This window comes from Mesorhizobium sp. ISC25 (assembly GCF_042295465.1).
GTDB lineage: Bacteria > Pseudomonadota > Alphaproteobacteria > Rhizobiales > Rhizobiaceae > Mesorhizobium.
Map to the genome: position 1 here is coordinate 4085855 of NZ_CP135441.1, position 23892 is coordinate 4109746.

Sequence of the window (23892 nt, forward strand, 5' to 3'; positions counted from 1 at the left end):
TAAGGCGCCGGCCCTTAACAGCTTGGTAATGGAGCGAATTCATGTCGAAGCCCGATCTCGCGAGTCTCGAGCAGATTATCGAGAACGCCTTCGAGGAACGCGACACGATTTCGACCGCAACCCGCGGCGAGACGCGCGAGGCCATCCAATCGGCGCTCGACCTGCTCGACCGGGGCGTCGCCCGCGTCGCCGAGCGGCAGGCCGACGGCAAATGGCACGTCAACCAGTGGCTGAAGAAGGCGGTGCTGCTGTCCTTCCGGCTCACCCCGATGGAGATCATAAAGGGCGGTCCCGGTCAGGCGGTATGGTGGGACAAGGTGCCCTCGAAATTCGACGGCTGGAGCGCCGTCGATTTCGAGAAGGCGGGCTTCCGCGCCGTGCCGTCGTCAATCGTGCGCCGCTCCGCCTATGTCGCGCCCGGCGCCGTGCTGATGCCGTCCTTCGTCAACGTCGGCGCCTATGTCGACAGCGGCACCATGGTCGACACCTGGGCTTCGGTCGGCTCCTGTGCCCAGATCGGCAAGAATGTGCATCTGTCGGGCGGCGTCGGCATCGGCGGCGTGCTGGAGCCGATGCAGGCCGGCCCAACCATCATCGAGGACAATTGCTTCATCGGCGCCCGTTCCGAAGTGGTCGAAGGCTGCATCGTTCGCGAAGGCTCGGTGCTCGGCATGGGCGTCTTCATCGGCCAGTCGACCAAGATCGTCGACCGCGCCACCGGCGAGATCTTCTACGGCGAAGTGCCGGCCAATTCTGTCGTCGTCGCCGGCTCGCTGCCGGGCAAGCCTTTTCCAAACAACGAGCCCGGCCCCAGCCTCTACTGCGCCGTCATCGTCAAGCGGGTCGACGCCAGGACCCGTTCCAAGACCTCGATCAACGAATTGCTTCGCGATTGATCTTTCTCAACGAATACGGATGGAATTCGCTTGCCTGACGGATCTGACCTTATCTGGCTTTTCTTCAAAGCTTCGGGCCGCGTCAGCCGCGCGGCCTATTTTCTTGGAGGACTGCTGGTGGCCATCATACAGGCCTTCCCGCTCTACCGTTTCACGCTGGTGCCGGAAGGCACCACCGAGAGCAACATGTGGTCGTTCATTTTCTTCATCGCCTTCATTGCCTCGCTTTGGTCGAACGTGGTGCTGGCAGTGAAGCGATTGCACGACCTCGACAAGCCGGGCGTTGCGGCGCTGGTGCTGTTCGTGCCGGTTGTCTCGATCATCGCTTTCCTCGTGCTTTGCCTGTTTCCGGGGCAACCCGGCCCCAACCGCTACGGCAAGCGCACCAACGCACCGGCCGAACCCTGAGCGCCGATCGGACATTTCGTCATGCGCTACCGCACGCTTGATCCGAAACTGATCCTCGAAACCGCCGAACGGCTGGAAGGCCGTGTCGCCGAGCGCTTTCCCGATGCAGGCTTGCGCGGCGTCGCCGCCGAGCTCGTGTCGCTGTCGCGCGATCTGGCAAAGGCGGCCAAGGCGCTGGAGGCGCCGATCTGGTGGCTGCGCGGCCTCATAATCGCCGCCTTCGTCGTCGGAGCGCTGATGTTCCTGTTCGTCGGCACAATCCTGCCGCTTGGCCGCATTTCTGGAAACCACGATGCCTTCCAGTCGGTGCAAGGCATCGAAGCTTCACTCAACATGATCATCCTCGCCGTGCTGGGCTTCCTAGCCTTGATCCGCTCCGAGGAGCGGATCAAGCGCAAGCGGGTGTTTCGCCAACTCCACGGGCTGCGGTCGCTGATCCACGTCATTGACATGCACCAGCTGACCAAGGATCCGGCAGCGCTTTCAGCCAGTTTCAAGCCGACTGCGCATTCGCCAGCCCGCATCACCAACGCCGCCGACCTTGCCCGCTATCTCGACTATTGCTCCGAAATGCTGTCGATCACCGGCAAGATCGCCGCCCTGTTCGCGCAATCGGTGAACGACGCCGTGGTGATCGACGGCGTCAATGACATCGAGAACCTGGCTTCGAACCTGTCGCGAAAGATCTGGCAGAAGATCACGCTGATCGAAACCCCTCATGGGCAGCCGGCACGTGCGGCGAAGACCGATCCCGAGCCGGGTCCGCCGCGTCGGCCTGCGGTCCGCAAACAACCGGGGCCGGCAAGCTAGAACCCGCGAGCCGGCGGCAGATCCGCGAGAGCGGCAGAGCGGGGAGTTCCGAAACCCCGGTTTTGCGCCGGATGCTCTAAGCGAATGTTAATCACCCTCGCCCAGCATGCCGGCGAAGACTGTGTCGACCGGCACGGAGCGCTCGACTGACAAGCGACCTATCTCTGACCACCAAGGAGCCGCGCAAAACGTGGACCGCCGGCGCTCGCCTGTTTGCCTGGTTCTCTTCGCCGATGAGATTGGAACCGGAAGCCGTCCGCGCCCGGCTGCTCGACACCACTTTCGACCGCAAATTCGCAGTCCTGTTCGGCACCATCAGCGTTCTGGTGGTTGCGGTCAGCGCCGCACTTGCCACCAAGGATTGGTGGCCCTACGCCTGGATCGCAGCCGACCTGATGCTTTTCGTCGTCCGCGTTCTGCTGATGCGGGAATGCGAGCGGGCCCGCAGGCGCGGCTCGAAAGGGCCGCTGGCAGGCCTGATGGCAGCCAGCGGCGTCTGGTCGGTCGTTTTCGGCCTCGGCTGCTATGGCTGTGTTGCCAGCGGGAATATGGCGCTGTCCGTACTGGCTGCCTTGAATGTCGCAGGTGTCGTTGGCGTGGTGTCGTCACGCAATGCGGCGACCCCGCGCTTCGCCATATTCGTCATGTTGGCCGTAAGCCTGCCTTACGTGGTCGGTGCATTGTTTTCTGCGGCGCCCGGAATGCCGATCGTCGGAATTCAGACGCCGTTCTATGTTGCCGGCGTCATCATCGTGCTGCTTCAGAACCACGCGATCAACGCCCGCATGATCCGCGCCGAGCTGGACAATCGCGACCTGGCGATCAAGGACGCGCTGACCGGCCTGCCAAACCGCATCTTCCTGCAGGAGAAATTGCGCGACATGTGCCGCGACCTTGCGGCGCCTGCCGCCAATGGCGGCAAGCCGTTTGCAGTGCTCAGCATGGATCTCGACGGCTTCAAACAGGTCAACGACCGTTTTGGCCACGCCGTCGGCGACGTGCTGCTGCGCAAGGTGGCCGAACGATTGAAGCGCGGCTTCCGGCCCGGGGACGTGGTCTTCCGCATCGGCGGCGATGAATTTGTCATCCTTTTGCCCGCAACCTCGGAGATCGAGGCCACCTACCTGGCAAAGCGGGCCATCGAAAAGGTCTCGGTGCCTTTCGACCTCGGGGTCGGTTCCGCCATCCATGTCGGCTTGAGTGTCGGCAGCGCATTCGCACCCGCCGACGGCGGCGATCCGGAAATCCTGCTCACCTGCTCCGACCATGCGCTCTACGAAGCCAAGCGCACCGGCAAGGGCCGTTACTGGGCGCCTGTGCGGGCTACGATCTGACGGTCGCAGCGACGGCTTCCGGCGTCAGGCAGGGCGATCCGCGCCTCTCCTGCTCGGCCGCGCGCACCAGTGCAGTCACACGCTTCAGCAAAGGTGCCGGCGTGCCGGCCTTTTCGGCCAAACGCAGGGCCGCGCCTTGTAGTTCGCCGATCTCCGTCGGCCGGCGGCGCTGCAGGTCATCCCACATCGACGAACGTGCGGCCGGATCGATGGCAAGCATCCGCCGCGCCAAGAGCTTGAACAGCCAGTCGGGCAGGCGAAGCACTTTCGGCAGCAGTGCGGGACGCAGGCCGGCGATGCGAGCGGGTTCGATGCCTGTCGCCAGCATTGCCGCCAACGCTTCGTCGATCTGGGCGGCCAGGATCAGCCGCCAGTGGCGATCGGCAAGCTCTGCCGCCAGCGGCGGGCCGGAAAGCGCCACCAGCGCGTTGTTGAGGTTGAGCAGCAGCTTGCCCCATAGCACCGCTCCGATGTCACCATCAGTGGCGACGGCAAACCCCTCGACGTCAAGCAGTTCGTCAAGACCTGTCGCGCCCTGTTCGATCATTACCTTGCCGCCGCTGGCGCGGTGCAGGCGAAGCGGCAATTCGCCCTCCAGCGATTGGACCACGTTGAACGGCACCATGCCCGCGAGCACCGGCCGGGCGGTGAGATGGGCTCGCAATTTATCGGCGTTGTCGACGCCGTTCTGCAGACTGAGTATCACCGCATCCGGTCGGGCATGGGCGGCAATACGCCCGGCCATGTCTTGCGTCGCGCCGCTCTTGACCGTTACCAGGATGACATCGGCACGGGGGAATGCCGCGGCCGGATCGGCGGTGACCGACAATGCCTCCGACTTGACGGAACGGTCGCGGCCATCACGGTCGGTGATGCGCAATCCACCTTTTTGCAGCACCTGCTCGATGCGCGGTCGCGCCAGCAGAACCACCTTTCGCCCGGCAAGTATCAGGCAGCCGCCGGCGTAGCAGCCGATACTGCCGGCACCGGCGATTACGATCGTCTTGCCACGCGTGACCATGCGATGGCCCTGTCCTGGTCGAGAAGCCTTGCCGCAATTATACGACATGAAAACCATAATGTCGGCGGCATGGCTGGCCCTTATGTCTGGCCGTGACAGGCCTTGCGCTTTCGACTATCGCTTTTGCCCATGACGCTGCCTACCGATCCGGCTAGAAATCTGGCTGCTCTCATCCGCTGCGCTTCCGTGACGCCCGCCGAAGGCGGTGCGCTGAGCGCGCTGGAAGAAATGTTGAAGCCGCTCGGCTTTGCCGTCGAGCGCCCGGTGTTTTCCGAATCCGGCACACCGGACATCGAGAACCTTTACGCGCGGCGTTCCGGCAACGGCCCGCATCTGATGTTTGCCGGCCATACCGATGTGGTGCCGGTGGGCGATGAAACAGCTTGGACGCACCCGCCCTTTGGCGCAGAAATCACCAATGGCGAGATGTTCGGCCGCGGCGCCGTCGACATGAAGGGCGGCATTGCTTGTTTCGTCGCGGCGGTAGCGCGACATATCGCGCAGAAGGGCGGCCCGAAGGGGTCGGTCTCGCTGCTGATAACCGGCGATGAGGAAGGGCCGGCGATCAACGGCACGACGAAGCTGCTCGAATGGGCGGCTGCCAAGGGCGAGAAATGGCATGCTGCGATCGTCGGCGAGCCGACCAATCCCGACGCGCTCGGCGATATGATCAAGATCGGCCGGCGCGGCTCGCTGTCGGGCACGGTCACCGTCAACGGCCGCCAGGGCCACGCCGCCTACCCGCAGCTAGCCGACAATCCGGTGCGCGGCCTGGTGACGCTGGTCGACGCCTTGCTGCATCCCGTCTTCGACGACGGAACAAGGGATTTCCAGCCGACCAATCTTGAGGTCACTTCCATCGATGTCGGCAATCCTGCCACAAACGTCATCCCGGCGAAGGCAGCAGCTACCTTCAATATCCGCTTCAACGACACATGGACCGCCGAGACGATCCAGGCCGAGATCCACAATCGCCTCGACCGGGCGGCGAAACGCAAGAAATACCGCGCCGGCAAGAAGACGCCGGTCGACTACGAGATCGCTTGGCGCGACGGGCCGAGCCATGTTTTCCTGACACGCGACGACAGGTTGATCGAGACGCTTGGCGGTTCGGTCAAGGCGGTGACCGGCAGGAAGCCGGTGCTCTCCACCTCCGGCGGCACCTCCGATGCCCGCTTCATCAAGGATTATTGTCCGGTGGTCGAATTCGGCCTTGTCGGCAAGACCATGCACATGGTCGACGAACGCGTGGCGATTGCCGACCTCGAGACGCTGACGCAGATTTATCTGCGCTTCGTTGAAGACTGGTTTGCGCGGGACATATCCTAGTGATGCTTTCAGCGGATGAAACCTACGCTTCGCTTGCCGGTGCCTGGCGGCTGATGCTCGGCAAGGCCGACGGATTTCGCCTGCTCGACCTTTCGGCGGACGGTTTCTGGAACTCCTTTTTTGCCATCGTCGTCGCGGCGCCGGCACTGATCGTCGGCTGGGTCGGTATTGCCAACGAGATCGGCGATCCCAACGCATTCGTCGGCCGTTTCAGCATGTTGATCCGCCTGGCCACCGTCGATATCGGCGCCTGGGTGCTGCCGCTCATAGGCCTCGCCCTGGTGGCGCCGCGGGTCGGCGTCGGCGGCCGTTTCGTCCATTATGTCGTGGCCAGCAACTGGGCCTCGGCGATCATCGCCTGGATGATGCTGCCATCAGCGTTGATCCGGCTTTTCCTGACGTCGGCCAACGAAGTCTCCGGACTGGTGTCGCTGCTGCTGTTCGCGCTGTCGATGGTATTGACCTGGCGGATGACCAACGTCGCGATCGGCAGGGGTGCGGCTGTCGGCAGCGCTGTTTTTGCCGGTATGTTCGTGGCGTCGCTGATCGTCCTGTTCGGTCTGCAGGCGCTGCTCGGTATCAGCGTGCCGGATCAGCCAGGCGTAGGATAATCGACGCCGACGAGAAACAGCCCGTCGGGCGGCGCCACCTGGCCGCAGGCCGCACGGTCGCGCGCCTCGAGCGCCGCCTTGAGGTCGGCAATGGTCCAGCCGCCTTCGCCGACACGTTTGAGCGAGCCGACCATCGAGCGCACCTGATTGTGCAGGAATGACCGCGCCGAAGCGCGGACTTCAATGAAATCGCCCGCCCGGCTGACATCCAGCCGGTCGAGCGTGCGGACCGGGCTGGTGGCCTGGCACTGGGTTGAGCGAAAGGTGGTGAAATCATGCCGGCCAAGCAGCACCTTTGCCGCTTCGTGCATGGCACCGGCATCGAGCTGCTTCGGTACCCACCAGATCTTGCCCTTGTCGAGCGCCGCCGGCGCGCGGCGGTTGACGATGCGGTAGAGGTAATGGCGGCCGATCGCCGAGAAACGCGCATCGAAGCTATCCGGCACGACGGCGGCCTTCAGGATGGCGATGCGCACCTTGGCCGCTTGCAGATGCGCGTTGACGGCGTCGCGCACTTTGTCGCCGGGCCATGCTTTGATCAGATCCACATGCGCCACCTGAGCGCTCGCATGGACGCCGGCATCGGTGCGGCCGGCTGCGCGCAGCGAAACCTGCTCACCACAGAACTTCTCGATCGCCTGCTCGATCGCCTGCTGCACCGAAGGCTGGTTGGCCTGGCGCTGCCAGCCGGCGAAGAGACTGCCGTCATATTCGATGTCGAGGCGAAAACGCGGCATTCCCGGATCGAGGCGAAATCAGGCGGCGAGGGCTGAGCCGAAGGCCGACGCGTAGACCAGCCTGCCGGTCTCCGGCGCCTCGCCCCATGCAAGTGCCTGCAAAGCCTCGCCTTGGTAATCGCTCTCGAATTTCGCTGCACGGGCGCGGCTGTAGCCGAAACGTCCATAGTAAGCCGGATCGCCGAGCACCACGGCGAGCGTCTCGCCGGCAGCCTTCAGGCGGATATGCGCCTCGCGGACCAGCGCACCGCCGATGCCGGTGCCGTGGAACGACGGCTCGACCGCCAGAGGCGCCAAAGCCACCGCCGGGAAGCTCTTGCCGCCATTCTGCACGAAGAGCCGTGAAAACAGGATATGGCCGACCACTTGCCCGTCTTCGTCCGCCACCAGTTCGACGACGGCATCACCGCCGGTGACCAGCGCGTCGACCAGTCCGGCCTCCGCCTGCTGGCCGAATGCGTGTTCTTCGACAAGGCGGATCGCCTCGCGGTCCCGCGGCGTCGCCGCGCGTATGGATATCATGCTCATGACAATTTCATTCCTTTTTCGAGCTTGGCCCCGCGCAGAAACTCCTGCGCGGCAATGGGCCTTCCGCCCGCACGTTGAACTTCGACCAGCCTGATCGCGCCTGACCCGCAGGCGACCGTCAGCCGATCGTCGAGAATTCCTCCCGGTTCCCCGGCGCCTTGCAAGAGCGTCGAGCGAAGCAGTTTCAGCCGCTCCATGCGGCCGCCGATTTCGGCCTCGCACCATGCACCGGGAAAGGGCGACAGGCCGCGAATCTGGTTGTGCACGTCGCCGGCAGGTCGCAGCCAGTCTATGCGAGTCTCCGATTTATCGATTTTCTTGGCGTAGGTCACCCCCACCTCGGCCTGTGTGGTAAATGTCAGCGTATTCCGTTCCAGCCGTTCGAGCGCCTGCACCATCAGAGCCGCACCCAACACCATCAGCCGGTCGTGCAGATCGCCGGCCGTCATGTCGGGTCCAACGGCGCATTTTTCAACCATTGCCACCGGCCCGGTGTCGAGGCCTTCCTCCATCCGCATCACCATCATGCCCGCCTCGGTGTCGCCGGCCATGATGGCGCGCTGGATAGGGGCGGCGCCGCGCCAGCGCGGCAACAGCGATGCGTGGCCATTGAGGCAACCGAGCCTTGGCGCCTCGAGAATGGGTTTGGGCAGAAGCAGCCCGTAGGCGACGACCACGGCGACGTCGGCACCCAAGGCGCGGAACGCTTCCTGCTCCGCCTCGCTCTTCAGCGACACCGGCGTGCGAACCTCGACGCCCAACCGATCCGCCTCGCGCTGCACCGGCGATGGCGTCAGCTCGAGCCCGCGCCGGCCGCCGGCGCGCGGCGGCTGCGTGTAGACGGCTGCCAATTCATGCCCGGCCCGGGCAATCGCCCGCAAGGTCGGCACGGAGAATTCAGGCGTACCCATGAAGATGACACGCAGGGGCATTCGTCGACCCCTATCCCACCATCTTGCCCGGCGCCTTGTCCCTGGCGAGCTTCTTGAACTTTTTGACCACCATGTCGCGCTTCAGCTTGGAGATGTGATCGATGAACAGCACGCCGTTGAGATGGTCGATCTCGTGCTGCAGGCAGGTCGCCATCAGCCCTTCGGCCTCGATCTCCTGCAGCTTGCCGTCGCGATCGAGATACTTCACCCGCACCGCCGCCGGCCGCTCGACCTCGGCGTAGTAGTCCGGGATCGACAGGCAGCCTTCCTCATAGACCGAATGCTGGTCGGAGCTTTCGAGGATTTCGGGATTGATGAAGACGTGCGGTGCCGGCGTTTCGTCCTCTTTGGCGAGGTCGATGACCAGCATGCGCAAGCGTTCGCCGACCTGGATCGCAGCGAGGCCAATGCCGGGCGCGTCATACATGGTGTCCAGCATGTCGCCGGCGAGTTTGCGCAAATCGCCGTCGACACGCTCGACCGGTTTTGAAACCTGGCGCAGGACGGGATCGGGAAGGATGATAAGCGGCTTGATCGACATGGTGTCTCACCTAAGACCTCGCAGGAAAAGCGTCAACCGGGGCGCCTTCGGCTCGTTCACGTTTTGATCTGTGCCGGCAGACCGAATCATCTATGCTGTCGGCATGAACGATCTGGCCACCATCCTGTCCGAACCTGTCGCCCGGCTCGGCGCCACCACGATCACGCTCGGCCATGCCCTGGGTTTCGGCGCAATGCTGTTCCTCGGACTGTTCGTGGCGCTCGTGGTTGCGCTCTGGCGATCGGCCAAGGCGCGTGCGGTGGCGGCCGCCGAAGCCGCCGACCACGCCCGCGACGCCGAGGTGCGGATGGCCGGCATCTTGGCAAGCCAGGCGGAAATGCAGGGCCGTATGGGCGCCATCGCCGAAGTGTTCGGGGCGCGCCAGGCCGAACTGACCCAGTCGATCGGCCAGCGCCTCGACGCCATGACCGGCCGCCTCGGCCAGACCATGACCGAGCAGACGAGATCGACGCATGAGAGCCTCGCCAAGCTGCAGGAGCGGCTGGCGGTCATCGATATCGCGCAAGGCAACATCCAGTCGCTGGCCGGCCAGGTCGTGCAATTGCAGGCGATCCTTTCCAACAAGCAGACGCGCGGCGCCTTCGGCCAGTCGCGTATGGAAGCCATCGTCGCCGACGGATTGCCGCACGGCGCCTATGAATTCCAAGCGACCTTGTCGAATGGCAGCCGGCCCGACTGCCTGGTGAAGATGCCGAACGGCGCACCGTCGCTTGCCATCGATGCAAAGTTTCCGCTCGAGGCGTGGAATGCCATCCGGGCCGCCGAAGGCGCCGACCTGCAGAAGTCCGCCGCACAGGCTTTCCGCCGCGACATCGAGGTGCATGTCCGGGATATTTCCGAAAAATACCTGATCCAGGGCGAGACGCAGGATACCGCCTTCATGTTCGTGCCCTCGGAATCGGTGTTCGCCGAAATCCATGAGAATTTCGAGGCCGTTGTCCAAAAGGCGCATCGATCGCGGATCGTCATCGTCTCGCCGTCGCTTTTGATGCTGTCGATCCAGGTCATCCAGGCGATCCTCAAGGATGCCCGCATGCGCGAGCAGGCGCACCTGATCCAGGGCGAGGTTATCCGGCTGATGGAAGACGTCTCTCGGCTCGACGAGCGGGTGCGCAAATTGCAGACGCATTTCGGCCAATCGGCCAAGGATATCGACGACATTCTGGTCTCGACATCCAAGGTGACCAGGCGCGGACAAAAGATCGAGGCGCTGGAGTTTGGGGTGCAGCCGGCGGAGGACACCGCTGGTTCGAATGGCAGCGGAGCAAAAGCGGAAAGCAGCGCGCGTGTTGCCGATTCGAAAACCGGGCAGTTGAGGCTAAGGGTCGTCGAAGGCGACGATTGAGAGCTACGCCGGAACCGGGGCCGAGGCTTCGCCCGGTCCGGCGCTACTGCTCCTCGATGATGGTTGTGCCTTCGAATTCCGGCAGCCAATGCAGCGCCGAGCGATGCCAGATCTGCTTTCTCGGCACCAGTTGATCGCGCTGCCGTGCCGTGCCGACCCTGATGCCGTAAACCTTCGGTCCCGCGCCCGCCGACGTGGCGTAGAGATGCGAGCCGCACTCACCGCAAAATGCCTGGGCGCGCTTGGCGCCACTCGAACCGGTCTTGATGTAGATTTTCGGCGTGCCCTTGGTGATCCTGTAATTGTCCTCGGACGCCGGCACGGTGACGCGAAAGGCCGTTCCGGTTAGCTTCTGACAATCGATGCAGTGACAAATGGTGGTCTTTTCCGGATCGACTTCGGCCTCGTAAGTGATGGCGCCGCAATGACACCCGCCGTCGATTTTCATCTTCGTTCCTCCTGGAGCTTTTGCCCGCAATCATAACCGGGACTGCCCGATGGCGCAGCCATTTTCCTCAGGCCGGTTCCCCTCCGGACGCCGCCAAGGCCTTGCTCCGGCGTTCCCAGGTGCCGGTGGTCTGCGGCTTGACGAAGAGCCGCGTCACCTCCGGCATCTCCGCCTTCAGCCGCGTCTCGAGGCGCTCGACGCAGGTCTCCATCTCCGGCGCCGACAAATGATCCTCGAACTCGATGCTCAAAGCGGCGACGATCTCCTGCGGGCCCATATGCAGCGTCAGCACGCCATTCGCGCGTTGCACCGCCGGGTCCTGCTGGACGATGGCCAGCACCTTTGTTTGCACCTCGGGCGAGGCCGGCTCGCCGAGCAGCAGGCTTTTGCTTTCGCGCGCCAGGAAGATCGCGGTCGCGCCCAGGATGAGCGCGATGCCGATCGACGCGGCGCCGTCGAGCTTCGGCATGTCCAGCCGTGCCGCCGCCAATATGCCGGCGAAGGCGACAACGAGGCCGAGAAGTGCCGCGCTGTCCTCGAAGAGTATGGTGTAGACACTCGGATCCTTGCTGAGCTGCACCGCCTCGAGCCAGCCGTGGCTGCCTTTTTGGTGGCGGAATTCCTTCAGCGCCACCAGCCAAGAGGTGCCTTCGAAGAGGAAGGAAAGGCCAAGGACAGCGTAGTTCACCTTGGCGTTGGCGATCGGCTCCGGCGCCATGATGTGCGTCACGCCTTCGTAGAACGATATGCCGGCGCCCAGTGCAAAGACTAGGAGCGCGACGATGAAGCTCCAGAAGTACAGCTCGCGGCCATGGCCGAGCGGATGCGTGCGGTCGGCCGGCCGGGCGGCACGGTGCATGCCGTAAAGCAGCAGGCTGCCATTGCCAGTATCGACGAGCGAGTGGACGCCTTCCGAGAGCATTGCCGAGCTGCCCGTGAACAAGGCAGCGGCGAATTTGGTCAGTGCGATCGCAAGATTTCCGGCGAGTGCCGCATAGATCACTTTTTTCGACCCGCCATGCGCCGCCATGGTGTGCTGCCTTGGTGATGCACTCGAGATTGGCGGAGCGCCCGCCCACGCTCCACAGTTCCCACAACGCCCGAAGTGTCGAGTTGTTCAAAAGGGCGGCGCGGGGCTATTCGATGACCTCGTCCGTCCAGACCTTGAAGCCAGCCAGCGCGCCGGGCCCAAAAATGTGGGTCAGCGGCACATCGGCGGCATCGCGTCCGGAGGCAATCAGGATGCGGCCGATGCGCGGCGCGTTGTTGCGCGGGTCGAACGCGTGCCAGCGGCCGCCGAGATAGACCTCCATCCAAGCGGCGAAATCCATGTCCGACCACGGCTTTGGCAGCCCGATATCACTGATATAGCCGGTGCAGTAGCGGGTCGGAATGTTCAGGGCGCGGCAGAAGGCAACAGCTAGGTGGGCAAAGTCGCGGCACACACCACTCTGCTCGCGATAGGCCTCGGCGGCGGTGCGCGTCGGGCGCGCATTGAAATAGTTGAAGACGATGTGGTTATGGACGAAGTCGCAGACCGCCTGGACGCGCGGAATGCCGAGCGGGGTGCTGCCGAACAGCCGCCACGCTTCATTCGCCAGCACGTCGCTCTCGCAATAACGGCTGGGCAGCAGGAACAGCAGCGTCTCCGACGGCAGATCGCGCACCTCGTGCTGCCACGTCGTCAGCTCGCGCGTCTCGAAGGAGCCGGGGTCGCGGATCACCGCGTCCGTGCCGAACGCAAAGCGCCCGGGCGGCGCAACGAAACGGTTGCACCAATTGCCGAAACTGTCGCGGTAGCTTTCGATCGGCACCGGCGGGTTCGACGTCAGGAAGTCCGGCCGCTCAAGATCGGATGCGCGCGAATAGTGGACATTTAGCATCGCGATCAGCGGTGTTTCCTGCGGGAAGTCGAAGCTCATCTGGCAACCGATGTTGATCCGCATTGTCGTCCTGACCGGCCTGCCTGATCATCAGCCGGCGAAACGCAAGGGCTGATGCTGCAGTGCGAAGAAGACCATGGCACGGACCGCTGCGGTTTACGAGGGAATTAGAAACCGGTTGACAGCCATCGGCCAGGGCGACTGCACGGCAGCGGCCTCTTGCAGTCGAGCGTTTTCTCTTGTTTCACTTCGCCAGACATCAACTGGAGGAACGAATCATGGCTAAGGGTGCGATGAAGGCAGGCAAGGAAGCCCGCAAGCCGAAGAAGGACGCGAAGAAACCCGCTCCGGCGCCGGCCCTGAAGGCACCGCCGGTGAAGGCGATGAAGCTGAAGGACAAGTAGGGCCGCAGCTACCGTTTCGGCTTATTTCGACCGGCCGCAAACACGGCCGGTATGATTGTTCATCAAGCGCACGCACATCCCCCTTGCTCGGCCTGGCGCTGAAGGCATTGCCGGTCGGCACCGCTTATGCGGTGTGGACCGGCATCGGCACCGTCAGCACGGCGCTGTTGGGGATATGGCTGCTCGGGGAACCGGCGACGGCGATCAGGCTGGCCTGCATCGCGCTCATCGTCTGCGGCATCATGGGACTGAAGCTCGCGGCTTAGCCGATTCTGACAGACGAACGCGTTCGGGGCCGCTGCAAGGCGGCCCTGATTCTTGAATTCGGCTGATCAGCGCCGGAAGGCGCTATCGGGCGGAGAAGCCGGGCGGCGTCCTGCCAGTGCGCTGCTTGCGCGCGGCATAGCGCGCATCACGCTTGGCCTTGCGTTCGGCCTCGTCGGCAAGAAAACGGGCGATGCGCTCGTTCTCTTCAGCTTCCCGGATCTTCGCTTCGGCCTGTGCGGCTTCTTCCGCGGCAATGCGTGCCGCTTCGGCAGCTGCCTCGCGCTCGGCCTTTTCTGCTGCTTCGCGCGCCAGCTTTTCCTGCTTCAGCCTGGCCTTTTCGGCCTCGCGTATCGCGCGGGCCTCGAGGATCGCCTTGCGCTCCGCCTGTCGTGCCAGCACCGCTGGATCATCTGCCGCCGGCTTTGCCTTAAAGCGCTCCAGAAGCGCCTTCTTTGCCTCGTTTGCGGCATTACGCCGCTCGAAAACGTCTTTTTCCCTGTAGATAGCCAAGTCCACTTCCCTGGAGTCAATTTGCGAGGCTTACATACGCGTGAAAACCGAGAGTTCAAGCGCCAAAACGGTATGCCAGCCATGAAATTCTGATCTGTTGCAACCGGGAGACGCCATTTCGATTGAATTCGACTGAAAGCCACCCGCACTGTTCACCATCCAGGCCTCTGGCGGGGCGACGGACTGATCGCTACCTGTAGCGCCAAGACAAACGCTGGGATGACACACTTATGGAACTCGGTCTCTACACCTTCGCCGACGTCAGCCCGGAACCGGGTCCCGGTGCGATCGGTGCGCATGAGCGGCTGCGCAACCTGATCGAGGAGATCCAGCTTGCCGACCAGGTCGGGCTGGACGTCTTTGGTCTCGGCGAGCACCACCGTCCCGACTACGCTGCCTCCGCTCCGGTGGTGGCACTGGCGGCGGCGGCCGAACGAACCAAGCGCATAAAGCTGACCAGCGCTGTCACCGTGTTGTCCTCCGATGATCCGGTGCGCGTCTTCCAGCAGTTTGCCACCCTCGATCTTCTGTCCGGCGGCCGGGCCGAGATCATGGCCGGGCGCGGCTCGTTCATCGAATCCTTTCCGCTGTTCGGCTACAATCTCGAAGATTATGACGAGCTCTTCGCCGAGAAGCTCGACCTGCTGCTCGCCATCCGCGATCATGTCAAGGTGACCTGGTCGGGCAGTCTGCGCGCGCCGATCAACGATCGCGGCGTCTATCCCCGGCCCTTGCAGGACAAACTGCCGATCTGGATCGCCGTCGGTGGAACACCGCAATCCGTTGCCCGCGCGGGCGTGCTCGGGCTGCCGCTGGCGCTGGCGATCATCGGCGGCGAGCCGGCGCGGTTCGCACCGCTGTTCGACATCTTTAGGGATGCAGCCAGGCGGGCCGGCAACGATCCGGCGAGCCTTGCCACCAGCCTCAACGTGCACGGCTTCATTGCCGAGACCACGGACCAGGCAGCCGACGACTTCTACGGGCCGCAGGCCGAGGTGATGAACCGCATCGGCCGCGAGCGCGGCTGGGGGCCGACATCGCGGGCGCATTTCGACCAATCGCGCGGCCCAAACGGCGCGCTGTTCGTCGGCAATCCAGAACAGGTGGCCGAGAAGATCATTGCCCAGCACAGGATATTCGGCAACGACCGCTTCCTGCTGCAAATGGCGATCGGCACCATGCCGCACGCCAAGGTGATGAAGGCCATCGAACTCTACGGCACCAAGGTGGCGCCGATCGTGCGCCGGGAAACTGCGAAGGCCGTTCCCGCCGTGGCGGCGCCGGTTGCCTGATTCACCAGCAAGGCCGCGAGGCGGCCTTGCTGGTGACGCCGGCAAACGGAACCTTGAAGCGACAGAGGCGTTTTCGCCAACGGTCTACACCAATCGCGGTGTACCGCCGAGGGTCAGAATGAAAGCCGAACCCGCCGCTTCGGGCGCAAGCGCTGCCGAAAGCCCGAATCCGCGCGTCGAGGCGCGGGCGGATGCGCATCTGATGCGTTCGCTGCTCGTCGGCATCTTCATCCTCATGGCGATCTACGCGCTTTACTTCGCCCGCGCCTTCTTCATGCCGGTCATTTTGGCTTTCCTGCTGGCGCTGACGCTGACGCCGATCGTTCGCTTCCTGCGCAAGCATGGCATGCCCGATGTCATTTCGGCGACACTGCTGGTGCTGCTTTCGTTCTGCCTCGTCGCCGTCGCGGGATATCTGCTCAGCGGCCCGGTCATCGATCTCATCAACAACACCTCGACGATCGGCCAGCAGCTTACCGAACGTCTGGCACAACTGCGCCGTCCGTTCGAAAGGATCGTGGAGATTTCACGCCAGATCGAGGGCCTGACACAGACATCCCAGGAGCCGGGCGTTCAGAGGGTGGCGATGGCGCCATCCGGTATTCTCTCGCAGGCCGCCGGCAATGTGCTGTCGGCCGGCGCCAGCGTTACCATCGTCTTCGTCCTGTCGCTGTTCCTGCTCGCCTCGGGCACGATGTTCTATGAAAAGATCGTCCAGTCCTTCCCCAGTCTCAGCGAAAAGAAGCGGGCGCTACGCGTCGTCTACGACGTAGAACGTGAAATCTCGCATTATCTGCTTACTGTCACTGTCATCAATACATGTCTCGGCGTGGTCATCGGGCTCGGCCTGTGGGCGCTCGGCGTGCCCAACGCGCAGGTCTGGGGCGCGGCAGCGGCTCTGCTCAATTTCCTGCCCTATATCGGGGCGCTGACCACCATCACGCTGGTTACGATCATCGCGCTGATAAGCTTCGACACGATTTCCTATGCGCTGCTGGCGCCGGCCTTCGTCCTTATGTGCGATGTCGTCGAAGGCCAGTTCGTGACGCCGACGGTGGTCGGCCGCCGTCTCGAGATCAACGCAGTGGCGATCCTCATCGCCATCGCCTTCTGGTCCTGGCTGTGGGGTTTCGTCGGCGCGTTGCTGGCGGTGCCGCTGCTGGTCGTCATCAAGGTGTTCTGCGATCATTTCGACGGTCTCAGCCATGTCGGCAATTTCCTGGCGGCGCAACACACGACGGTGCTCGAGGACGAAGAGATTCCCGAGGTGAAAAAGTAGCGGCTTAAAGGGTCAAAAGCGTCCCCCGATGGGGCAGATCACGACCTTGCATCGGTCGCACGTCCGTTGTGCCCTCAGCGCTCCATCAACATTTTGAATTTGCCGCCTCGGCAACCGCTTCCTACATCCCTTCGGCCCACAGGAAACCCGCGCCGATGACCGTTCTTTCCGTTCTCGACCTGTCGCCGATCGTCGAAGGCAGCAACGCTTCACAGTCACTCGCCAATTCGCTCGATCTCGCCCGTCATGCCGAGCGGCTGGGATATAAGCGCTACTGGCTGGCTGAGCATCACAACATGCCGGGCATCGCCAGCGCCGCCACCTCCGTCGTCATTGCCCATGTCGCCGGCGGCACCAAGACGATACGCCTCGGCGCCGGCGGCATCATGCTGCCCAATCATTCGCCGCTTGTCATCGCCGAGCAGTTCGGCACGCTCAACGCTCTGCATCCCGGTCGCATCGATCTCGGCCTCGGCCGGGCGCCCGGCACCGACATGGGCACGGCACGGGCGCTGCGCCGCAACCTCGACGCCGGCGCCGACAATTTCCCGCAGGACGTCGTCGAGCTGATCGGTTACTTCCAGCCGGCCGAAGAAGGCCAACGTATCCGCGCCGTGCCCGGCGAAGGCGAAAAGGTGCCGATCTGGATCCTGGGCTCCAGCCTCTACGGCGCGCAGCTTGCCGCCATGCTCGGCCTGCCCTACGCCTTCGCTTCGCATTTTGCGCCGGCCGAGCTCGACCATGCGCTGGAGATCTACCGCTCGCGCTTCCAGCCGTCGGAGCAGCTCGACAAGCCTTACGTGATGCCCGGTCTCAATGTGTTCGCTGCGCCTTCCGATGCAGAGGCGCGGCTGTTGTTCACCTCGCTGCAGCAGGCCTTCGTGAATCTGCGCACCGGCCGGCCCGGCCGATTGCCGCCGCCGGTCGAAGGATATGAGCACGACCTCGACCCGATGGCCAAAATGATGCTCAGCCAGGCGCTTTCCTGCGCCATCGTCGGCTCTCCCGAAACGGTCAGGCAAGGCATCGAGGCGTTTGTGCGCCGCACAGGGGCCGACGAACTGATGGTCACGGCGCAGATTTTCGACCATGCGGCGCGGGTGCGCTCGTTCGAGATTCTGGCCGAGGTTCACAAGTCGCTGTCGGAAGCGGCCTGAGAGTTGGTTCGCCACTTGGCACTGTTGCGGTCAAGGCCGGCCTTAGGCAGGGAACATCGCGAGGTGTGCGAAGACATCGCGAACAGTTCGCGCGTTTTACGCGGAGGTTTTCGATCCGTCATGCTCGTCCGTTAGAGACGGAAACGCGGCATCCACTAAATGACGATCACCTTGGTGCCGATTGTGGCGCGGTTATAGAGATCGATGATGTCCTGATTCATGAGGCGGATGCAGCCAGCCGACACAGCTTTGCCGATGGACCACCATTCAGGGCTACCGTGCAGCCGATATCCAGTGTCGCCTTTCTCGTTGAAAAGATAGAGCGCCCGCGCCCCGAGCGGGTTCATGAGTCCGCCCTCCATATGGGCCGGTATGATGCGGCCTCGCTTCTGCTCGCGCACGATCATCGCAGACGGCGCGCTCCAATCCGGCCATTCGCGCTTCCTCGCAACGTGAGCGGTGCCATGCCACTCGAAGCCCGCCTTGCCGACGCCGATTCCGTAGCGCAGCGCCTGACCGTCTCCCAACACGTAGTAGAGGAACTTCGCTCCTGTATCGACAATGATGGTGCCAGGCGCCTCTTCAGTCGCATAAGGCACTGTCTGCCGAAGGAACTTCTGGTCAACCTTGTAGATCGGAACCGGCGGAACGCGAAAACCGGCGTCGGTGAGGCCGCCATAGGCCGAGGGGAAAGTCTTTAATGCGCCGCCGGTGGTGCAGCCGAAGAATGCGACCATCCCAGCAAGTACCAGCCCGATTAGGATCGATTTCACGCGCATGACTCAAGCCGGCGCCCGTGTGGGCGATCAGCCGCATCTCGTCATATTCCTAATCCGACATGCTTCAATTGCCAAGATTTTCCTGCTTGTCGGGGGCTGATTGTTGGCCACTTGGCTCGATCGGCGCCGCGTCCTTCAATTGCTCGGTTTTTCGAACGACGAACGCCCGTAGCGGCTGCGAAGGGCCGAGGTCGGCAGGAAGAGGGCATTACAAAGTTTCTGAACTGTGCCCAAGCGCTACGCGCTGACGCTCTGCGCAGTCGCACCTAGCGGACGGCATGAATTGCGGATCATCAAGCGTCCCTTGAGCGTCAGCTTGCGCGGCAGAGCATCCCTGTTTCCGGCGAGCCGGTCGAGCAGCAGATTGGCCGCCTGTTCGCCAATCGCCTGCACCGGCTGTGCGACCGTGGTCAATTGCGGCCGGAACACATCCGACCACGGAAAATCGTCGAAGCAGGCGACCGAAATATCCTCCGGACAGGACAGGCCGATATCGCGAATGGCCTTCATGGTGCCGATCACCATCGGGTTGTTGGCCGAAAAGATGGCGCTCGGCCGGTCGTGCAGCGAAAGCAGCTGCATGGTGGCGTTGTAGCCGTCGACTTCATGGAAGTTGCCGAAACGGACGAGCTCGGGCTCGGCCGGCAGGCCGGCGGCCTGGAGGGCCTCGCGATATCCCGCCATGCGGTCATGCATCGGCGAGATATCGAAAGAGCCGGAGATGTAGCCGATGCGCCGATGGCCGAGATCGATCAGGTAGGTGATTGCGTCGAACACCGCGCGCTGATTGTCGAGAACGACGGCATCGGTGTCGACACCCTGGCAAACACGGTCGAGCAGCACGACCGGCACATTGGCGTCGTCGACAATCCGTTTGAGGATCGCGCCGTCGCCGACACGCGCGACGATCAGTCCGTCGACCATCCGGTCGAGCAGCAGCCTGATCTGGTCGTCCTGGGTGTTCAGGTGCTCGTCGGTGCAGCACAGCATGACGGCGTAGCCGGCTCTGTCGAAAGCCTGCTGGATCACCGAAACCACGTCGGTGAAGAACGGATTGGTGATGTGGGGGACGGTGAGCCCGATGGTGCGTGTGGTGCCCATCTTGAGGCTGCGGGCGATGGCGTTGCGCTTGTAGCCGATGTCGCGGATCGCCTGTTCGATGCGCTGGCTGAGCTCGGGGCTGACGGTCGCGGTGCCGTTGATCAGCGCCGATACGGTGGCCACGGAAACACGCGCGGCCTCGGCCACATGAAGCATGGTCGGTGCAGTGGATTTACGCTGCCTTTTTCGCCCTGACGCTGTCATTTTCGAAACGTTTCACCACTCCGCGGCAGCAATACCTACGGAATCTTATGGTTTTGCGCAAGAATTGAAATGGAACAATCTCAGGCCCCAGATATTGGCTTGACATGATCGAAACGTTTAGATTAGCGTTTGAGGTGTTCGGTGACGACGGAGGGAGGCCGTCCTTGTCATGCAGCACGGCAATTCCATCCCTGCACAAGGCGTTACGGCGGACGGCTCGGCTGTCGTGCTGAGCGCCGAGCACATCTCCAAGTCCTTCGGCGGCATCGCCGCGCTTGTCGATGTCGGCTTCGAGCTGCGGCGCGGCGAGGTCCATGCGCTGATGGGCGAGAACGGCGCCGGCAAGTCGACGCTGATGAAGATCCTGTCCGGCGTCTATACGGACTATAACGGAACGGTCAGTATCGATGGCCATGCGGTGCGCTTTGCCGGCGTCCGCGAAGCCGAGCGTGCCGGTATCGCCATCATCCACCAGGAGCTGAACCTCGTCCCCCAACTCAGCGTCGCCGACAATATCTTTCTCGGCCGCGAGAAGCTGATCGCCGGATTGATCGTCGACCGCAAGGCGAGCAGCCGCGCCGCCGGCGCGCTCTTGAAAAGGCTCGGCATCGAGCTCGACCCGGATGCGCGCGTCGGTGCCTTGCGCGTCGGCGAACAGCAGCTGGTCGAGATCGCCAAGGCGCTGTCGATGTCGGCGCGCATTCTGATCATGGACGAGCCGACCTCGGCGCTTTCGCCGGCCGAATGCCAGCGGCTGTTCCGCATCATCCGCCAGCTCGCAGATAGCGGCGTGGCGATCGTCTACATTTCACACCGCATCGACGAGGTCATGCATCTGGCCAGCCGGGTCACGGTGTTTCGCGATGGACGCCACGTCTTGACGCAGGCGATGGACAAGCTCGACGAAGACGCCATAATTTCAGCGATGGTCGGGCGAAACCTGCTTGCTTCCCCCCAGGAGCACCGCATCCCCGGTGGCAACACGGTCCTTTCCGTAAGCGAGCTGTCGCTGTCGAAGCCCAATCGCCATGGCTGGCGCACCGTGCTCGATGGCGTCAGCTTCGATCTTGCCGCAGGAGAAATCCTCGGTATCGGCGGGCTGCTGGGCTCGGGCCGTACCGAAATCCTGGAAACGATCTTCGGGTCCAGCGGCGGACGTGCCGGCGGTGAGATCAGGCTCGATGGCGAGGCTGTAGAAATCCGTTCGCCGCGCGATGCGCGCCGGCTCGGCATCGCCCTGGTCACAGAAGACCGCAAGACCCAAGGCCTGCATCTCGAGGCCTCGATCACCGACAATGTCGCGCTGCCGCTGGTCGGCGCACTGGCGCGGTTCGGCCTGCGCTCGCTGGCCGGCGAGCAAGTGCTGGCACGGAACGCCGTCAAGGCGCTCGGCATTCGCTGCGAGACCGTCGAGCAGCCGGCCGGCACGCTGTCCGGCGGCAACCAGCAGAAGGTCGTCATAGGCAAATGGTTGGCGACGAGGCCGCGGGTGCTGCTGCTAGACGAGCCGACGCGCGGCATCGATGTCGGCGCCAAGCGGGAAATCTACGATCTCATCTTCAAGCTGGCGCGAGACGGGCTGGCGATCGCCGTCATCAGCTCGGAATTACCGGAGCTGCTGCATCTTTCCGACCGTATCCTGGTCATGGCCGACGGCCGCCAGACGGGGATGCTGTCCCGTGCGCAAGCCAGCGAGGAGGCCATCATGCGGCTTGCGGCGCCGCGACGAACCATGACGAGGCCTGCCGCATGAGCATTTTGCATATCCTGTCCCGGACGAAACTCTATTGGGGCCTGATCGCCATTTTCCTGATCGGCGTGCTCGGCTCGCCGATCAGCTCCAAAGGCAACAACATCTTCCTGTCCTACGGCAACCTGCTCGATGTGCTGCGCCAGGTGTCGACCACCGGACTCATTGCCACCGGCATGACGGCGGTGATCATCACCGGCGGTATCGACCTTTCCGTCGGCTCGCTGATGGCGATCTGCACGGTTGTCTGTGCCATGCTGCTGACGGTCCCAGGCGTGACGCCGGCGGTGGTGCTGGGGGTGCCGACAGTTGCCGTAGCAGCCCTTTGCCTCGGCATTCTCGTCACTCGTTTCATCCTGCTGAACATCGAAAAATCCCGCGCCGGCGCGCAGGCCACGCACGACATCAGGTTGGACAGCGTTCGCGGGCTGGTGACGCCCGGCATTGTCGGGGTGATCCTGTGCAGCCTGGTGCTGTGGTTCCTGCTGCCGCAGGTAGGCTCAAAATTCGGCGTGCTCGGCGTGTTGCTGGTGGCGCCTTGCGTCGGCCTGCTGTTCGGCGCGCTCAACGGCTTCATCATCGTCGCCGGGCGCCTGCAGCCCTTCATCGTGACGCTGGCGATGATGGTTACTGCGCTCGGCATCGCCCGGCTGACAGCCGGCCAGAACAATGCGGTGCTGCCGGTCTATACCGGGTCGAACGCCACGGCCGATTTCGAAATGCTGCGCTCGCTGGTGTTCGGCGTGATCCCGATGCCGGGCCTGTTCTTCCTCGGCGCCATCCTGATCTACGGCGCGGTGCTGCGCTTCACCCCGTTCGGCCGCTATGTCTACGCAATCGGCGGCAATGAGGAGGCGGCGCGGCTGTCGGGCATCGCCGCAGGCCGCGTGAAGATCGCCACCTATGCCGTGTCAGGGCTGCTGGCCGGCATCGCGGCGGTGCTCTACGTCGCGCAGTACCGGCAAGGCAAACCGGACGCCGGCGCCGGGCTGGAGCTCGACGCGATTGCCGCCGTGGTCATCGGCGGCACCAGCCTGATGGGCGGACGCGGCAGCCTCACCGGGACGTTCTGCGGCGTGCTGATCTTCGGGCTGCTCTCCAACATCCTGCAGCTGCACAACATCAATTCGAACCTTCAGCTGGTGCTGAAGGGGATGATCATCATCGGTACCGTGCTCGTACAGGAGCGCAATGCCGGTGATCTTCTCTTCTATCTGCGACTGCCCGGTGGGCAAGCGCACAAGGAAACGGCCGCGGCAAAGCGGCCGTCGCAAGAGACCGCGTCTCTGAATATTGGAGGAAACAAGAAATGAAACGACGTGAATTGTTGAAGCTCGCCGGGCTGACAGCGGCACTCCTGACCACGACCGCCATGCTTGCCGGCGGCGCCCATGCGCAGGACAAGAAGTGGAAGATCGGCTTCTCGCAGGTGACGACCATTGAACCCTGGCGCGCCCAGTTCAACAAGGACATCCTGGCCGAAGCGGCCAAGCATCCGGAAGTCGAGCTGATCATCACCGACGGCGAGGACAAGACCGAGAAGCAGGTCGCCGATGTCGAGAACCTGATCCGTCAGGAGGTCGATGCGCTCTTGGTATCACCGAAGGAATCCGCCGGCCTGACCGGTGTCGTGCAGCAGGCGATCGATGCCAAGATCCCGGTCTTCGTGCTCGACCGCAACGTCGAAACTAATGACTACACGCAGTTCGTCGGCGGCGACAACAAGCTGATCGGCCGGGCTGCTGGTGAATATGCCGTCGAGCTGCTTGGCGGCAAGGGCAAGGCCGCCGGCAACGTCGTCGAGATCTGGGGCGGCATGGGCACCCAGCCGGCACACGATCGCCATGACGGCTTCCATGAATTCACCGACAAGGAGCCAGGCATAAAATACCTGCTCGACCAGCAGTCGGGCGACTGGAAGCAGGACCAGGCCTACAACATCATGGCGACCGCGTTGCGCAACAACGAGAAGATCGATCTTGTCTACGGCCACAATGATCCGATGGCCTATGGCGCCTATCTTGCCGCCAAGGACGCCGGACGTGAGAAGGACATCAAGTTCATCGGCATCGACGGCCTGCCCAATGAAGGCGTGCAGCTGGTCGCCAATGGCGAGCTGACGGCGACGTTCACTTATGTGACGCCGGGCGCCGAAGGGCTGCGGCAGGCGATCAAGTTCCTGAACGGGGAGAAGGTGGAAAAGACCATCACCCTGCCGGCGCAGAAGATCACCAAGGAAAATGCCGCCCAGATCCTGAAGGACAACGGCCTCTGAGAGGAGGCTTTCCTGCCGGGCGTTGAGCGC

The 23892-nt window shown here is 63.4% G+C and carries 25 protein-coding genes and 1 pseudogene; 15 read left to right on the forward strand and 11 right to left on the reverse strand.

The features are described 5' to 3' along the window. The first annotated feature begins 41 nt into the window (after positions 1-41). The 4 genes from dapD to RQ479_RS20175 all read left to right on the forward strand — a co-directional run bounded on the left by dapD (position 42) and on the right by RQ479_RS20175 (position 3448). Positions 42-896, forward strand: coding sequence for a 2,3,4,5-tetrahydropyridine-2,6-dicarboxylate N-succinyltransferase (gene dapD, locus RQ479_RS20160; protein WP_352464761.1), 855 nt, complete (start codon positions 42-44; stop codon positions 894-896). A 30-nt stretch (positions 897-926) separates the two neighbouring features. Then, entirely contained in the window at positions 927-1304 is a 378-nt protein-coding gene (locus RQ479_RS20165) for a DUF805 domain-containing protein (RefSeq protein ID WP_352911800.1), read from the forward strand. A gap of 21 nt (positions 1305-1325) precedes the next feature. Beyond that, positions 1326-2114, forward strand: coding sequence for a hypothetical protein (locus tag RQ479_RS20170; RefSeq protein ID WP_352464764.1), 789 nt, complete (start codon positions 1326-1328; stop codon positions 2112-2114). A gap of 233 nt (positions 2115-2347) precedes the next feature. Further along, positions 2348-3448, forward strand: coding sequence for a diguanylate cyclase domain-containing protein (locus RQ479_RS20175; RefSeq protein ID WP_376702356.1), 1101 nt, complete (start codon positions 2348-2350; stop codon positions 3446-3448). Here RQ479_RS20175 and RQ479_RS20180 read toward each other — a convergent pair. Beyond that, positions 3438-4469, reverse strand: a complete 1032-nt coding sequence (locus RQ479_RS20180) for a 2-dehydropantoate 2-reductase (protein WP_376702357.1) — start codon at positions 4467-4469, stop codon at positions 3438-3440. The two genes, RQ479_RS20175 and RQ479_RS20180, sit on opposite strands and share 11 nt — an antisense overlap. Positions 4470-4598: 129 nt before the next feature. Between RQ479_RS20180 and dapE the strand changes: the two genes are divergently transcribed. Together dapE and RQ479_RS20190 are read left to right on the forward strand one after the other, a co-directional pair. After that, positions 4599-5798 (forward strand): succinyl-diaminopimelate desuccinylase, encoded by a 1200-nt coding sequence (gene dapE / locus RQ479_RS20185; protein ID WP_376702358.1) that lies wholly within the window; start codon positions 4599-4601, stop codon positions 5796-5798. A 2-nt stretch (positions 5799-5800) separates the two neighbouring features. Continuing rightward, positions 5801-6409, forward strand: a complete 609-nt coding sequence (locus RQ479_RS20190) for a transporter (RefSeq protein WP_254815875.1) — start codon at positions 5801-5803, stop codon at positions 6407-6409. On the opposite strand, the gene truA is transcribed toward RQ479_RS20190, so the two are convergent. Genes truA through def form a run of 4 tightly spaced genes read right to left on the reverse strand, consistent with a single transcriptional unit; the run spans position 6391 to position 9147 of the window. Continuing rightward, positions 6391-7146, reverse strand: coding sequence for a tRNA pseudouridine(38-40) synthase TruA (gene truA, locus RQ479_RS20195; RefSeq protein WP_376702359.1), 756 nt, complete (start codon positions 7144-7146; stop codon positions 6391-6393). The genes RQ479_RS20190 and truA overlap by 19 nt on opposite strands. Before the next feature lie 18 nt (positions 7147-7164). Beyond that, the gene (locus RQ479_RS20200; protein ID WP_376702360.1) at positions 7165-7674 is read right to left on the reverse strand and encodes a GNAT family N-acetyltransferase; all 510 of its coding nucleotides are present in this window, start codon (positions 7672-7674) and stop codon (positions 7165-7167) included. Continuing rightward, positions 7671-8600 carry a methionyl-tRNA formyltransferase gene (gene fmt, locus RQ479_RS20205; RefSeq protein ID WP_376705981.1) on the reverse strand — a complete coding sequence of 310 codons (930 nt, stop codon included), beginning with the start codon at positions 8598-8600 and terminating at the stop codon, positions 7671-7673. The genes RQ479_RS20200 and fmt overlap by 4 nt, the downstream gene beginning before the upstream one ends. 16 nt (positions 8601-8616) lie before the next feature. Beyond that, positions 8617-9147, reverse strand: a complete 531-nt coding sequence (def, locus tag RQ479_RS20210) for a peptide deformylase (RefSeq protein ID WP_376702361.1) — start codon at positions 9145-9147, stop codon at positions 8617-8619. Positions 9148-9250: 103 nt separating this feature from the next. Here def and RQ479_RS20215 point away from each other — a divergent pair, with 103 nt between their 5' ends. Next, positions 9251-10513, forward strand: a complete 1263-nt coding sequence (locus RQ479_RS20215; protein ID WP_376702362.1) for a DNA recombination protein RmuC — start codon at positions 9251-9253, stop codon at positions 10511-10513. 43 nt (positions 10514-10556) lie between these two features. Here RQ479_RS20215 and RQ479_RS20220 read toward each other — a convergent pair whose 3' ends face one another. From RQ479_RS20220 to RQ479_RS20230, 3 genes are all read right to left on the reverse strand, one after another. After that, complete coding sequence (locus RQ479_RS20220; protein WP_376702363.1) at positions 10557-10961, reverse strand: GFA family protein; 405 nt, start codon at positions 10959-10961, stop codon at positions 10557-10559. Between the two features lie 67 nt (positions 10962-11028). Beyond that, positions 11029-11991 carry a cation diffusion facilitator family transporter gene (locus RQ479_RS20225; RefSeq protein ID WP_376702364.1) on the reverse strand — a complete coding sequence of 321 codons (963 nt, stop codon included), beginning with the start codon at positions 11989-11991 and terminating at the stop codon, positions 11029-11031. Between the two features lie 106 nt (positions 11992-12097). Then, positions 12098-12907 carry a transglutaminase family protein gene (locus RQ479_RS20230; protein ID WP_376702365.1) on the reverse strand — a complete coding sequence of 270 codons (810 nt, stop codon included), beginning with the start codon at positions 12905-12907 and terminating at the stop codon, positions 12098-12100. 215 nt (positions 12908-13122) lie between these two features. On the opposite strand from RQ479_RS20230, the gene RQ479_RS20235 reads away from it, so the two are divergent. Further along, the gene (locus RQ479_RS20235) at positions 13123-13248 is read left to right on the forward strand and encodes a hypothetical protein (RefSeq protein WP_013528464.1); all 126 of its coding nucleotides are present in this window, start codon (positions 13123-13125) and stop codon (positions 13246-13248) included. 83 nt (positions 13249-13331) lie between these two features. Continuing rightward, positions 13332-13514, forward strand: a pseudogene (locus tag RQ479_RS20240) (DMT family transporter); the annotation flags it as partial. Positions 13515-13596: 82 nt separating this feature from the next. On the opposite strand, the gene RQ479_RS20245 reads toward RQ479_RS20240, so the two are convergent. Further along, the gene (locus RQ479_RS20245; protein ID WP_023718183.1) at positions 13597-14025 is read right to left on the reverse strand and encodes a DUF6481 family protein; all 429 of its coding nucleotides are present in this window, start codon (positions 14023-14025) and stop codon (positions 13597-13599) included. A 230-nt stretch (positions 14026-14255) separates the two neighbouring features. Here RQ479_RS20245 and RQ479_RS20250 point away from each other — a divergent pair, with 230 nt between their 5' ends. The 3 genes from RQ479_RS20250 (at position 14256) to RQ479_RS20260 (ending at position 17753) form a co-directional block, all read left to right on the forward strand. Next, a complete protein-coding gene (locus RQ479_RS20250; protein WP_352467817.1) occupies positions 14256-15317 on the forward strand; it encodes an LLM class flavin-dependent oxidoreductase in 1062 nt (353 codons plus the stop codon). Positions 15318-15435: 118 nt separating this feature from the next. Beyond that, entirely contained in the window at positions 15436-16596 is a 1161-nt protein-coding gene (locus RQ479_RS20255; RefSeq protein WP_376702366.1) for an AI-2E family transporter, read from the forward strand. 155 nt (positions 16597-16751) lie between these two features. Then, a complete protein-coding gene (locus RQ479_RS20260; RefSeq protein WP_376702367.1) occupies positions 16752-17753 on the forward strand; it encodes an LLM class flavin-dependent oxidoreductase in 1002 nt (333 codons plus the stop codon). 155 nt (positions 17754-17908) lie between these two features. Here RQ479_RS20260 and RQ479_RS20265 read toward each other — a convergent pair whose 3' ends face one another. Continuing rightward, the gene (locus tag RQ479_RS20265; protein WP_376702368.1) at positions 17909-18532 is read right to left on the reverse strand and encodes a L,D-transpeptidase; all 624 of its coding nucleotides are present in this window, start codon (positions 18530-18532) and stop codon (positions 17909-17911) included. A gap of 237 nt (positions 18533-18769) precedes the next feature. Then, a complete protein-coding gene (locus tag RQ479_RS20270; protein WP_376702369.1) occupies positions 18770-19789 on the reverse strand; it encodes a LacI family DNA-binding transcriptional regulator in 1020 nt (339 codons plus the stop codon). 217 nt (positions 19790-20006) lie between these two features. On the opposite strand from RQ479_RS20270, the gene RQ479_RS20275 reads away from it, so the two are divergent. The 3 genes from RQ479_RS20275 to RQ479_RS20285 are packed head-to-tail and all read left to right on the forward strand — an operon-like array spanning position 20007 to position 23862. Beyond that, positions 20007-21590: a sugar ABC transporter ATP-binding protein gene (locus RQ479_RS20275; protein ID WP_376702370.1), complete on the forward strand. Its 1584-nt coding sequence runs from the start codon at positions 20007-20009 to the stop codon at positions 21588-21590. After that, entirely contained in the window at positions 21587-22900 is a 1314-nt protein-coding gene (locus RQ479_RS20280; protein ID WP_023718176.1) for an ABC transporter permease, read from the forward strand. Before RQ479_RS20275 ends, RQ479_RS20280 begins: the two co-directional genes overlap by 4 nt. Beyond that, positions 22897-23862, forward strand: a complete 966-nt coding sequence (locus tag RQ479_RS20285) for a substrate-binding domain-containing protein (RefSeq protein ID WP_376702371.1) — start codon at positions 22897-22899, stop codon at positions 23860-23862. Before RQ479_RS20280 ends, RQ479_RS20285 begins: the two co-directional genes overlap by 4 nt. The last annotated feature ends 30 nt before the right edge of the window (positions 23863-23892 follow it).